This is a genomic window from Micromonospora sp. WMMD735 (assembly GCF_049178995.1).
Taxonomy (GTDB): Bacteria; Actinomycetota; Actinomycetes; order Mycobacteriales; family Micromonosporaceae; genus Micromonospora; species Micromonospora wenchangensis.
In genome coordinates this window covers 7,155,833-7,167,464 of the sequence record NZ_JBMHMJ010000002.1, presented here as the reverse complement: position 1 = coordinate 7,167,464, position 11,632 = coordinate 7,155,833, and the positions used below count along the sequence as shown (strand labels likewise).

General features: G+C 72.7%; 11 protein-coding genes. 6 read left to right on the top strand and 5 right to left on the bottom strand.

Features of this window, described 5'->3' with window-relative positions; genetic code table 11:
* Window positions 1-54: 54 nt before the first annotated feature.
* The gene (locus ACN268_RS31155; RefSeq protein WP_088642118.1) at window positions 55-291 is read right to left on the bottom strand and encodes a ferredoxin; all 237 of its coding nucleotides are present in this window, start codon (window positions 289-291) and stop codon (window positions 55-57) included.
* Entirely contained in the window at window positions 288-1,475 is a 1,188-nt protein-coding gene (locus ACN268_RS31150; protein ID WP_204928163.1) for a cytochrome P450, read from the bottom strand. The genes ACN268_RS31155 and ACN268_RS31150 overlap by 4 nt, the downstream gene beginning before the upstream one ends.
* A 357-nt stretch (window positions 1,476-1,832) precedes the next feature.
* Here ACN268_RS31150 and ACN268_RS31145 point away from each other — a divergent pair, with 357 nt between their 5' ends.
* The 4 genes from ACN268_RS31145 to ACN268_RS31130 all read left to right on the top strand — a co-directional run bounded on the left by ACN268_RS31145 (window position 1,833) and on the right by ACN268_RS31130 (window position 7,028).
* A complete protein-coding gene (locus ACN268_RS31145) occupies window positions 1,833-3,179 on the top strand; it encodes a KamA family radical SAM protein (protein WP_421486591.1) in 1,347 nt (448 codons plus the stop codon).
* 28 nt (window positions 3,180-3,207) lie between these two features.
* Window positions 3,208-4,464 (top strand): pyridoxal phosphate-dependent aminotransferase, encoded by a 1,257-nt coding sequence (locus ACN268_RS31140; protein ID WP_421486590.1) that lies wholly within the window; start codon window positions 3,208-3,210, stop codon window positions 4,462-4,464.
* Between the two features lie 64 nt (window positions 4,465-4,528).
* On the top strand, window positions 4,529-5,458 hold the full coding sequence (locus tag ACN268_RS31135) for an ACP S-malonyltransferase (protein WP_421486589.1): 930 nt from the start codon (window positions 4,529-4,531) through the stop codon (window positions 5,456-5,458).
* Window positions 5,459-5,483: 25 nt separating this feature from the next.
* The gene (locus ACN268_RS31130; protein WP_421486588.1) at window positions 5,484-7,028 is read left to right on the top strand and encodes an AMP-binding protein; all 1,545 of its coding nucleotides are present in this window, start codon (window positions 5,484-5,486) and stop codon (window positions 7,026-7,028) included.
* A gap of 145 nt (window positions 7,029-7,173) precedes the next feature.
* Here ACN268_RS31130 and ACN268_RS31125 read toward each other — a convergent pair whose 3' ends face one another.
* Window positions 7,174-8,769, bottom strand: a complete 1,596-nt coding sequence (locus ACN268_RS31125; RefSeq protein ID WP_421486587.1) for a D-alanine--poly(phosphoribitol) ligase — start codon at window positions 8,767-8,769, stop codon at window positions 7,174-7,176.
* 159 nt (window positions 8,770-8,928) lie between these two features.
* Between ACN268_RS31125 and ACN268_RS31120 the strand changes: the two genes are divergently transcribed.
* Window positions 8,929-9,183 carry a phosphopantetheine-binding protein gene (locus tag ACN268_RS31120; protein WP_088642125.1) on the top strand — a complete coding sequence of 85 codons (255 nt, stop codon included), beginning with the start codon at window positions 8,929-8,931 and terminating at the stop codon, window positions 9,181-9,183.
* Window positions 9,184-9,248: 65 nt separating this feature from the next.
* On the opposite strand, the gene ACN268_RS31115 is transcribed toward ACN268_RS31120, so the two are convergent.
* Complete coding sequence (locus ACN268_RS31115; protein ID WP_421486586.1) at window positions 9,249-10,115, bottom strand: aldo/keto reductase family oxidoreductase; 867 nt, start codon at window positions 10,113-10,115, stop codon at window positions 9,249-9,251.
* Window positions 10,116-10,237: 122 nt separating this feature from the next.
* On the opposite strand from ACN268_RS31115, the gene ACN268_RS31110 reads away from it, so the two are divergent.
* Complete coding sequence (locus ACN268_RS31110) at window positions 10,238-10,702, top strand: winged helix-turn-helix transcriptional regulator (protein ID WP_421486585.1); 465 nt, start codon at window positions 10,238-10,240, stop codon at window positions 10,700-10,702.
* 24 nt (window positions 10,703-10,726) lie between these two features.
* Here ACN268_RS31110 and ACN268_RS31105 read toward each other — a convergent pair whose 3' ends face one another.
* Window positions 10,727-11,632 carry a proline iminopeptidase-family hydrolase gene (locus ACN268_RS31105; RefSeq protein WP_421487043.1) on the bottom strand — a complete coding sequence of 302 codons (906 nt, stop codon included), beginning with the start codon at window positions 11,630-11,632 and terminating at the stop codon, window positions 10,727-10,729.

Sequence of the window (11,632 nt, the reverse complement as noted above, 5' to 3'; positions counted from 1 at the left end):
GGACCGGTCGCGGCGGCCTCGCGGCGACCGGTGGGTTCACCGGTCGGGGCGGTGTTACTCCTCGGGCGCGAGCAGCGCGCCGGAGGCGGCGTCGCGGACCGTGATCGCGGACATCGGGCACATGTCGGCGGCGTCGATGACCGCCTCGTCGGGCGCGGTCTCCGGGGCCAGGGCGGACGCCTTGCCGGCCCGGATCTCGATCTGGCGGGGGGCCGCGCCGGCGCAGACCCCGGTACCGATGCAGGCGTCCCGGTCGACGGTGACCGTCCACCTGGTGTCCACAGCGGTCACCAGGCCACCAGCAGCTTGTTCGGGCCCCGGACCAGCAGGCCGGACTTCCACGACACGCCCGCGTCGCCGTCGGCCAGGCTCAGCTCGGGGAACCGGTCCAGGATGGTGTGCAGGGCGACCTGCAGCTCCATCCGGGCGAGCTGCGCGCCGAGGCAGTGGTGCGGGCCGTGGCCGAACGCGACGTGCGGGTTCTGCTCGCGGGTGAAGTCGAAGGTCTCCGGGTTGTCGAAGATCTCCGGGTCCCGGTTGGCCCCGGGCAGCGAGACCAGCACCGGCTCACCGGCGCGCACGGTGATCCCGCTCAGCTCCACGTCCTCCACCGCGTACCGGGGGAACATGGCGGCCGGGTTCAGCGGGATCATCCGCAGCAGTTCCTCCACGGCCGCCGGCACCAGGCTCCGGTCGGCGCGCAGCTGCGCCATCAGCTCCGGGTGGGTGAGCAGCGCGTAGACGAAGTTGGGGATGTGCGTGGAGACCGTCTCGACGCCGGTGAGCAGCAGCCCGACCCCGGCGATGGAGAGCAGCTCCTGCTCGGTCAGCCGGTCGCCCTCGTCGCGGGCCTTGACCAGCGCGCCGAGCAGGTCGTCGGTGGGCTGCTCGCGGCGCTGGGCGACCAGCTTGCCCATGTAGCCGAAGAGCTGCTCGGCGTAGACCATCAGCTGCTCGCTGGTGCTGGTCAGCCCCTCGGTCCAGATCCGGAACTGGGCCCGGTCCTCGAACGGCACCCCGAGCAGCTCGCAGATGACGGTGATCGGGTACGGCAGGGCGAACAGCTCGACCAGGTCACCCGGGGAGCCCTTGGCGATCATCTCGTCGACGTACTCGTTGGCGATGCGCTGGGCGCCCTCGCGCATCTCGTTGACCCGGCGGGCGGTCAGCGCCTTGCCGGCGAGCTTGCGCAGCCGGGTGTGGTCCGGCGGGTCGAGGCCGATGATGCCCTCGTAGGTCATCTCCTCGCGGGTGCGGGGCTGGTCCTTGCCCTGCGCCGCGGCCCGGCTGAACCGCGGGTCGGTCAGCACGGTCTTGACGTCCTCGTACCGGGTGGCGAGCCAGGACACCTCGCCGTACGGCAGTTGCACCCGGGCCAGCGGCTCGGTGCTGCGCAGCAGCCCGTAGACGGGGTCGATGTCGATCCCGGGCGCCTCGCTGAACGGATATTTACGGATCTCCTGATCGATCGTCACGGAGCACTCCCTCGGGTCGCACCGGGCGCACGTGATCCGGCGCTGGCATCGGTGTCTGCACGGCCGCTCGGTGCGGTACGGCGTATCCGGGCGACACGCCGGGCGCCGGCCGGACCAGGCGAGGGATACGTAATCAGGAAAGGAAATCCACCTACACCCCCGCGACGCCCCTAGCCTCCCCCTACCGGCTGCGCTAAGGGGCGGCTCTGGGGTTCCGCTAGGGGTCCGGGCGGACGGGCCGCCACTAGCGTGTGGGCGAGGCAACGCGCTGTTGACCGTCGAGCGATTCTCGCGGGCGCGCACCGGTGATTGAGTCACGCCACGTCGGTGGGCGCAACCCCCCATGGAGGATGGTTGATGTCCCTGCTCGTTTCCACGACCGCCGATCCGGGGCGGTTCCACTCCTTCGGGCCGCACCACATCGAAGAGCTGGGCGGCCGGTACGGATTGTCGGCCGACAATCTGCACGCGATCCGCACCATTTCCCAGGTGCTGCCCTTCCGGGTCAACGAGTACGTCCTGTCGCACCTGATCGACTGGGACCGCATCCCGGACGACCCGATCTTCCGGCTGGTGTTCCCGCAGCGCGGCATGCTCGCCGCCGACGACGAGCGGATCGTCGGCGACCTGCTGCGCGCCGGTGACCGCAAGGGGCTGCGCGGCGAGGTGGCCCGGATCAGGGCGGGGCTCAACCCGCACCCGTCCGGGCAGCAGCAGCACAACGTGCCCAGCCTGGACGGTCAGGAACTGCCGGGCATGCAGCACAAGTACCGGGAGACGGTTCTGTACTTCCCGCAGCAGGGGCAGACCTGCCACGCGTACTGCACCTACTGCTTCCGGTGGGCGCAGTTCGTCGGGGACGCCGACCTGCGGTTCGCCGCACCCGGCCCGGAGCAGTTGGTGAGCTACCTGCACCGGCACCCGGCGGTCACCGACGTGCTGGTCACCGGGGGCGACCCGATGATCATGTCGACGGAGCGGCTGCGCAGCCACGTGGAGCCGCTGCTGACGGTCGACACGGTGCGCACCATCCGGTTCGGCACCAAGGCGGTCGCCTACTGGCCGTACCGGTTCGTCTCCGACACCGACGCCGACGACCTGCTGCGGTTGTTCGAGCAGGTGGTCGCGTCGGGGCGCAGCGTCGCGGTGATGGCGCACTTCAGCCACCCCCGGGAGCTGGCCACCGAGGTCGCCACCCGGGCCATCGCCCGGATCAGGTCGACCGGGGCGGTGGTCTACTGCCAGGCCCCGCTGATCCGCTACGTCAACGACGACGCCCGCGCCTGGAGCGAGATGTGGCGGGCGGAGCTGGCCGTCGGCGCGGTGCCCTACTACATGTTCGTCGAGCGGGACACCGGTCCCCGGGACTACTTCCAGGTGCCGCTGACCCGGGCCGCCGACATCTTCCGTACCGCGTACCAGGATCTGCCCGGACTGGCCCGGACGGTGCGCGGACCGGTCATGTCGGCCACCCCCGGCAAGGTCCTCGTCGACGGCGTCGAGCGGACCCCGGACGGCGACTTCTTCCAGCTCCGGCTGATCCAGGCCCGCGACCGGCGGCTGGTCGGCCGGCCGTTCCGGGCCCGCTGGTCGGCCGACGCGGCCTGGCTGAGCGACCTGGAACTGGACCCGACGGCCCCGGCGGACATCCTCGCCGCGGTCAGCCCCAGCGCGGCCCGCCCCGGCGCGGCCGTCACCGCCTGAACACCCACCGACCCGAAGGGAGCTGGCGATGGCCGGCCGGAAGATTTCGCCCAACCTCGCGCTCGACCAGATGGTCGCGCAGCGCATCGCCGCGGGCGAGTCCATCGTGCACCTGGGCTTCGGCGAGTCCCGCCTGCCGGTGTTCCCGCCGCTGCTGCGGGCGCTGACCGACGGCGGCGACCGCAACGCCTACGGGCCGGTGGTCGGTGACCCGGCCACCCGGGACGCGGTGGCCGGGTACTTCTCCCGCCGCCGGCTGCCCACCGAGGCCGACCAGGTGATCATCGCGCCGGGCAGCAAGCCGCTGCTGATGGCCCTGCAACTGGTCGTCGGCGGGGACACCCTGCTCGCCGCGCCGAGCTGGGTCACCTACGCCCCGCAGGCCCGGCTCGCCGGCCGGACCGCGCTGGGGGTGCCGGTGCCCGAGTCGTGCGGCGGGGTGCCCGACCCGGCGGCGCTGCGGGAGACGATCCGCGCCGCCCGGGTGCTCGGCCACGACCCGCGCATCCTGGTGCTCACCTCGCCGGACAACCCGACCGGCACGCACGCCCCGGACGACCTCGTCCGCGAGCTGTGCGCGATCGCCGAGGAGGAGGACCTGCTGATCGTCTCGGACGAGATCTACCGGGACATCCTGCACACCCCGGGCACGGACCTGCTCTCCCCCGCCGAGGTCGCACCCCGGCGGACCGTGGTGCTCACCGGGCTCAGCAAGAACCTGGCGCTCGGCGGCTGGCGGATCGGCGCGGCCCGGTTCCCGGCCGGCGGGTGGGGGGAGCGGATCCGCGCCGACGTCGCCTCGGTGGCCAGCGAGATCTGGTCCACCCTGGCCGGGCCGATGCAGTCGGTCGCCCGGTACGCCTTCGCCGAGCCGCCGGAGATCCGTGAGCGGCTCACCGAGGACGCCGCGCTGCACGGCGCGGTGGCCGGCGCGGTGCACCGGATCATGGTGGACGCGGGTGCCACCTGCCGGCCGCCGACCGGCGCGTTCTACGTCTACCCGGACTTCGCGCCGCTGCGCGAGCCGCTGGCCGAGCAGGGCATCACCGACGGGGCCACCCTGCAGCACCACCTGCTGGAGGAGCTGGGCGTGGCGGTGCTCTCCGGCCACCACTTCGGCGACCGGCCGGAGGCGCTGCGGTTCCGGGCCGCCACCAGCATGCTCTACGGCGACACCCCGGAGCAGCAGCGGCAGACCCAGACCGCCGCCGACCCGCTGACGGTGCCGCACGTCGCCGACGCGTTGGTCCGTATCGAGCAGGCCCTGGCCAAGCTCCCCCGGTGACCCGCCCCGACTCCCCCGCCGACCGCGCCGGTGCCGGTCTGCCCCGACGACAAGGACGCCCCAGATGACCAGCGCGATCGTCTTTCCCGGGATGGGTCCGTGCGACTTCGCCGACGTCGCGAAGTTCATGCTCATCGACCGGGATGCCCGCGAGCTGCTCGCCACCGCCAGCGAAGCCCTCGACTACGACCTGTTCGCCAGGTACCGCGACAGCGACAGTGACTACTCGGAGTACGCCCAGGTGGCCTTCCTGGTCAACTGCGTGGCGTTGGCCCGGTGGGCGGAACGGACCATGGACCTGCGGCCGGACCTGATCGCCGGGCCCAGCTTCGGGGGCAAGGCCGCCGCCGTGTTCAGCGGCGCGCTGGACTTCGCCGAGGCGGTCCGGATGACGGCGCGGCTGTCCCGGATCGAGACGGAGTACTTCACCGCCGAGCAGCGGGGCGTGGTGACGATGTCGTTCGTGCGTACCCCGGCCGAGCGGCTGCGGGAGATCCTGGCCGAGCTGGACGAGGCCGGCGAGTGGTACGAGATCTCCTGCTACGTGGACACCGACTTCTGGATGGTGACCCTGCACGAGGGGCGCACCGACTGGCTGGCGCAGCGGCTGCGGGCCGGCGGCGGGCTGCCGCTGTACGTGATGGACCCGCCGCTGCACGCCGCCGCGTTCGGGCCGCTGCGCGACCGGGTGGAGGCGGAGCTGTTCGGGTCGCTGCGCTTCACCGACCCGCAGATCCCGGTCGTCGCCGACCAGGACGGCACGGTACGCACCACCGCCGACGGTGTCCGGGCGATGCTGCTCGACGGGATCGTCACCCCGGTGCGCTGGCCGGAGGTGGTCGCCACGTTCCAGCGGTCCGACGTGCAGACGGTGCACGTCTGCGGGCCGGACCGGTTGTGGGGCCGGGTCGGCGCCACCGTCCGCAACTTCCGGACCACCATCGTGGACCCGCGACGGGCGATGCGGCCGATCCGTCGCGCCGTGGCCGCCTGAGCCTCGGTAGAGCACGGAGGACGAGATGACCCAGCACACCGACTACGCCCTGCACGGCCGGTTCCTCCAGGGGCTGGCCGCGGCACCCCGGGCCACCGCCCTGCACCTGCCGTCCGGGCCGGTCAGCTACGAGGAGCTGCACGCCACCGCGCTGCGCTGGGCGGGGGCGCTGGCCGCCGGGCCGGACGGTCCGCCCCGGGTGGTCGGCATCCTGGCCGGCAAGACCCTGGAGTCGTACGCGGGGCTGCTGGCCACCCTGTACGTCGGCGCGACCGCCGTACCGCTGCACCCGGAGTTCCCGGCGGCCCGGACGGCGGGGATGCTCACCGCGTGCGGGGTCTCCACCCTGCTGCTCGACGAGGCCGGGTTGGCGGTCCGGGCCGAAATGGGCGACGCGGTCGCCGGGGTGCCGGTGTTCGCGCCGGTGGTGGACCCGCGCGGCAGCGGCACCGGCCCACGGCTGCCGGTGGTCGGGGCGACGCCGCTGGCCGCGCCCCGCCCCGCCGGCCCGGACGACGTGGCCTACGTGCTGTTCACCTCCGGGTCGACGGGGCGGCCCAAGGGGGTGCCGATCACCCACGGGAACCTGCGGCACTACTTCTCGGTGCTGGACGACCGGTACGACTTCGGCCCGGACGACCGGTTCTCCCAGTCGTTCGACCTGAATTTCGACTGCGCGATGTTCGACCTGTTCTGCGCCTGGGGTGCGGGGGCGAGCGTGCACCCGGTGCCGCCGGCGGCGTACCGGGACGTGCCGGCGTTCGTGGCCGAGCGGGGACTGACCGTGTGGTTCTCCACTCCGAGTGCGATCACCCTGGTCCGGCGGACCGGCCGGCTGGCCGCGGCGGCGATGCCGTCGCTGCGGTGGAGCTTCTTCGCCGGGGAGGCGCTGCACGCGGCCGACGCGGTGGACTGGCAGGCTTCGGCCCCCGCATCGACGCTGGAGAACATCTACGGCCCGACCGAGCTGACCGTGACCATCACCGGGCACCGCTGGTCGCCGCAGACCTCGCCGGGGTTGTGCGTCAACGGTCTGGTCCCGATCGGGACGCTGCACGACGGGCACGACGGGGTGCTGCTCGACGCCGACGGGGCGGCCAGCGAGGTGGAGGGGGAACTCTGCATCACCGGCCCGCAGCTCACCCCCGGCTACCTCGACCCGGCCGACGACGAGGGCCGGTTCCTGCTGCGCGACGGCCGGCGCTGGTACCGCACCGGGGACCGGGTCCGGCGGCTGGACAACAAGGAACTGATCTACCTGGGTCGGCTCGACTCGCAGGTGCAGGTGCACGGCTGGCGGGTGGAGCTGGCCGAGATCGAGCACGCCCTGCGGGGCTGCCCCGGCATCGAGGACGCGGTGACCGTGGCCCGCTCCGGCGCGGGCGGCACCGAGCTGGTGGTCTTCTACACGGGTGCGCCGACGGCCCCGGCGGAACTGTCCCGGCAGTTGCGGCAGATCCTGCCCAAGGGGATGCTGCCGCGTTCGTACCGGCACGTGCCGGAGTTCCCGTTGAACTCCAACCGCAAGGTGGACCGGGCCCGGTTGGCCCGCGAGGCCGCCGAGGGCTGACCCGGACGATCGACGCTGTCACGCCGAGATGGCGGCATCCGAGGACTCGGATGCCGCCATCTCGCTGTCCTGGCGGTGACGCAGAAAAAACCCCTGGCCGGTCCCCCTCCTGAAGGGACCGGCCAGGGGCCGTCAGGGGTGCGGATCAGCGCTGGGCGGACTGTCCGGCGCGCTCGGCGAGGGCCCGCCGGTCGATCTTGCCGTTGGCGTTGACCGGCAGTTCGTCGATCACCCGGACCTGCTGCGGCACCATGTAGTCGGGCAGCGCCTCCAGGCAGAACGCGCCCAGCTCCATCTCCTCGACGCCGGTGACGCCCTCGTCGAGCACCACGAACGCGGCCAGCACCGGGTCCCTGCCCTCCTGGGGCAGCATCAGCGCGGCGGCCCCGGCGATGCCCGGGAACTCCCGGACCCGGCGCTCCACCTCGCCCAGCTCGACCCGGTTGCCGCGCACCTTGACCAGGGAGTCGGCCCGGCCGGTGAAGTACAGCTCCCCACCCTCGCCCCGGTAGGCCAGGTCGCCGGTGCGGAAGACGACCTGCCCGGTGGCCGGGTTGAGCGGGTCGGGGACCAGCGCGGCGGCGGTGGCCTCCGGGTCGTTCCAGTAGCCGTGGAACAGGGCGGCGCTGCGCAGGTGGATCTGCCCGACGACGCCCGGGGAGTCGACCGGCCGGCCGTCCTCGTCGATCAGCAGCATCTCCGCGCCCGGGTGGGCGTGGCCGATGGAGATCCGGTCGACGTCGTCGGGCAGCGGGTTGGGCACGTCGGTGAAGGACGCGGCGATGGACTCGCTGCTGCCGAAACAGTTGACCACCCGGGCGTGCGGCAGGGCGCGTTGCAGCTCGCGCATCTCGGGCAGGGGGAAGTTCTCGCCGGAGTAGAGCACCCCGCGGATCTGCTCACCGAGCGCGGCCAGCCCGGCGAACTCGTGCCGCAGCACCCCCCGCCAGATCGACGGCACGCCGTTGACCTGGGTGGCGCCGCTGTCGGCGAGGAACTGCACGAAGCGGCGCGGCCAGCGCAGCAGCGACCGGGGCACCGGCACCACGGCCGCGCCGCTGCCCAGCGCCAGGCCGATGTCGAGCAGCGAGAAGTCGAACTGCAACGGCGAGGTGGTGGCGACCCGGTCCTCGGCGGAGACGATGCCGTGCCGCAGCATCCCCCGGAAGAAGGCGAGCACGCCCCGGTGGCTCATCACCACGCCCTTGGGTCGGCCGGTGGTGCCCGACGTGAAGATCATGTAGGCCGGGTCGGTGGGCACCAGTTCCCGGCGGTGCCGGGTGCGCGGCGCGGGCGCCCGCTCGACCTGGATGCCGTCCGGGCCGAACCGGGCGGTGCCCAGCGGCGCGGGCACGCCCTCGCGGCGGCCGTCGACGGGTTGCAGGTGCAGCGCGGCGGCGGTGCTCTCGGCGATCAGCGCGAGCCGCTGGGCCGGGGTCTCCGGGCTGACCGGGATGAAGGTCAGGCCCAGCGACGAGCAGGCCAGGAAGACCGCGATGGCGGTCGGGGAGGTGTCCGACTCCAGGATCACCCGGTCACCGATGTCGAGGCCGAGTTCGTCGAGGGCGGCGGCGTAGCCGTCGACCCGCTGGGCGAGCTGACGGTACGAGATGGAGCCGACCTCGCCGCCGACGGCCTGGATGACGGCCGGTTTGTCGGGCGTCAGCCGGGCGCCCGCCAACAGGAACTCGTGCAGCGTCTCCACGGAGGCGTGCGTGCGCGCGAAGTTCTCTCGACTCATGGCCGGAGCGTATCGGCGGCCCCGCCGGCCCCCACCCGCATCGACCCCCCTAACGACCCCTTACCCGGGCCGGGCGGCGGCCGGGGAATTTGTCGGGTCGTCAGCCCCCGTGGGGCGTTGTTAGCGTCTTCTCACCCTGCACCGGAAGGAATCGCGGACATGTGGGATCAACGGTTCGAGGCCATCCTGCGCCAGCACCTGCCCTTCCTCGACCCCGAGGAGACGCTGCTGGCCGGCACCAGCCTGCGCGACTCCGGCCTGGACTCCCTCGCCATGGTCGAACTGCTGGCCACCCTGGAGAGCGAGTACGACGTGCGCTTCGTCGACGAGGCGATGTCGATGGAGACGTTCGCCACCCCGCAGACGTTGTGGAGCGTGCTGACCGACATGCGTGGCGTGCCCGCTCCCGTGTGAGCGGCACCCGTTTCGAAAGTGCCCGTGACCGCATCTGGTCACGGGCACTTTTCGCGGTCCTGCCCTCAGCGTCCGATCGCGTCCAGCGCGGCGAGGTCGTCGGCGGTGAGCGTCAGCCCCGCCCCGGCGACGTTCTCCCGCAGGTGCGCCACCGACGAGGTGCCGGGGATGAGCAGGATGTTGGGCGAGCGCTGCAGCAGCCAGGCCAGGGCGACGGCCATCGGGGTGGCGTCCCGGCGGGCGGCCACGGCCGACAGCGCGGCGGACTGCAACGGGCTGAACCCGCCCAGCGGGAAGTACGGCACGTAGGCCACCCCCTGCGCGGCGAGCTGGTCGATCAGCGCGTCGTCCTGCCGGTACGCCAGGTTGTAGAGGTTCTGCACGCAGACGATCGGGGCGATCGACTGCGCCTCGGCGACCTGCTCCGCCGTCACGTTGCTGAGCCCCAGGTGCCGGATCAGGCCCTTGCGCTGGAGTGCGACGAGCGCCTCGAGCGGCTCGGCGAGGGAGCCGGCCCGGGGCCCCGTGGCGTCACCGAGCCGGAGGTTGACCAGGTCCAGGGCCTCGACGCCGAGGTTCTCCAGGTTCTCCTCGACGGCCCGGCGCAGTTGCTCCGGCTCCCGCGCCGTGGGCCAGCCGCCCTGCGCGTCCCGGGTGGCACCGACCTTGGTCACCAGGTGCAGCCCCTCGGGGTACGGGTGCAGGGCCTCGCGGATCAGCCGGTTGGTCACGTGCGGCCCGTAGGCGTCGCTGGTGTCGATGTGCGTGATGCCGAGGGCGACGACCTCCCGCAGGACGGCCAGCGCGGCGTCCGGGTCGGCGGGCGGTCCCATCACCCCGGGACCGGCGAGTTGCATGGCGCCGTAGCCGAACCGGGTGACGGTCAGGTCGCCCAGCGTCCAGGTGCCGCCGGGCAGAGTACGGGTGAGCATGCGGGTTACCTCGGCCTTTCTTGGTGAACGGGCTGGTACCGGACCACTATCGGTGAGGTAGGTTTCTGGTGGGAAGTAGGCACCTGAAAGTGCGTAGCGCACCGACTGCGGGAGGAACGGCGATGACCACGAGGACGGCGGCCGAGCGCCGCGCGGAGACGGCGGTGGCGTACGACGCGTTCGTGGCGCAGTGTCCCAGTCGCGAACTGCTCGCCCGGATCTCCGACAAGTGGGTCGCGCTGGTGCTGGCCGCGCTGCGCACCGACGGCTCGCACCGGTTCGGCGCGGACTGTGCCGGCACCCCCCGGCCGATGCGCTACTCGGAGCTGTCCCGCCTGCTCGCCGGGGTCAGCCAGAAGATGCTCACCCAGACGCTGCGCACCCTGGAACGCGACGGCCTGGTCAGCCGGACCGCGACGGCGACCGTGCCGGTCACGGTCACCTACGAGCTGACCGACCTCGGCTTCTCCCTGCACGAGACGATGCGTGCCCTCAAGACGTGGGCCGAAACGCACCTGGACGACGTGCACGCCCACCGGGCGGCCTACGACGCCCGGCACCCCGCCCCGGCGGCCCGCCCCGCCTGAGCGGGCCGGCCGGGCGGTCGGGGCTCAGAGCTTGTCGAGGAACTGGGTGAGGATCTCGGTGAACCGCTCCGGGGTCTCCAGGTGGGGCAGGTGGCTGGCCCCCTCGATGATCTCCCAGCGGGCCCCGGGGACGAGATCGTGGAAGGGGCGCACGGCGGCGGGGGTGACCTCGTCGTACTCGCCGCTGATCACCAGGGTCGGCGTGTCGATCTGCGGCAGCCGGTCGAGCAGCGAGTAGTCGCGCAGCGTGCCGGTGATGTGGAACTCGCTCGGCCCGTTCATCGCGTGGTAGACGGTCGGATCGCCGTTGATCTCCATGAAGGTAGCCATCAGCTCCGGCGGCAACGGCTTGCGCCGGCACACGTGCCGCTGGTAGAAGACCATCATCGCGGCCGTGTACGCCGGGCTGCCGGTGGTGCCGGCGGCCTCGTGCCGGCGCAGCGTCGCGTCCACGCCGGGCGGCAGCGCCGCCCGCAGCACGTCCAGCTCCGGCAGCCACAGCGGGTACGACGCGGGCGCGTTGGCGATCACCAGGCCGCGCAGCCCGGCCGGCCGGTCGGCCGCGTGGGCCGCCGCCAGCACCCCGCCCCAGGACTGCCCGAACAGCACGTACTCCTCGGCGATGCCGAGGCGGCGCAGCAGGTTGTCGAGTTCGGCGAGGAACAGCTCGACGGTCCAGAAGTCGGCGCCCCGGCCCCGCAGGTGGGTGGAGCCGCCGTTGCCGAGCTGGTCGTAGTGCACCACCGGCCAGCCGGACCTGCTCAACCCGGCCAGGTTGAGCAGGTAGTCGTGGGTGCTGCCGGGCCCGCCGTGCAGCACCACCAGCGGTGGCTTGCCGTCGTGCAGCTCGCCCGTCACCCGGTACCAGGTCCGGTGGTCACCGAACTCGACGGTGCCCTTCGCGGTCGGTGCCAGTGTCATGTCGTCCAC

Excerpts from the sequence above, each read along its gene's own strand:
- ACN268_RS31145 (WP_421486591.1), top strand. The coding sequence starts at position 1,833 with ATGTCCCTGCTCGTTTCCACGACCGCCGATCCGGGGCGGTTCCACTCC.
- ACN268_RS31140 (WP_421486590.1), top strand. The coding sequence starts at position 3,208 with ATGGCCGGCCGGAAGATTTCGCCCAACCTCGCGCTCGACCAGATGGTC.
- ACN268_RS31135 (WP_421486589.1), top strand. The coding sequence starts at position 4,529 with ATGACCAGCGCGATCGTCTTTCCCGGGATGGGTCCGTGCGACTTCGCC.
- ACN268_RS31130 (WP_421486588.1), top strand. The coding sequence starts at position 5,484 with ATGACCCAGCACACCGACTACGCCCTGCACGGCCGGTTCCTCCAGGGG.
- ACN268_RS31125 (WP_421486587.1), bottom strand. The coding sequence starts at position 8,769 with ATGAGTCGAGAGAACTTCGCGCGCACGCACGCCTCCGTGGAGACGCTG.
- ACN268_RS31120 (WP_088642125.1), top strand. The coding sequence starts at position 8,929 with ATGTGGGATCAACGGTTCGAGGCCATCCTGCGCCAGCACCTGCCCTTC.
- ACN268_RS31115 (WP_421486586.1), bottom strand. The coding sequence starts at position 10,115 with ATGCTCACCCGTACTCTGCCCGGCGGCACCTGGACGCTGGGCGACCTG.
- ACN268_RS31110 (WP_421486585.1), top strand. The coding sequence starts at position 10,238 with ATGACCACGAGGACGGCGGCCGAGCGCCGCGCGGAGACGGCGGTGGCG.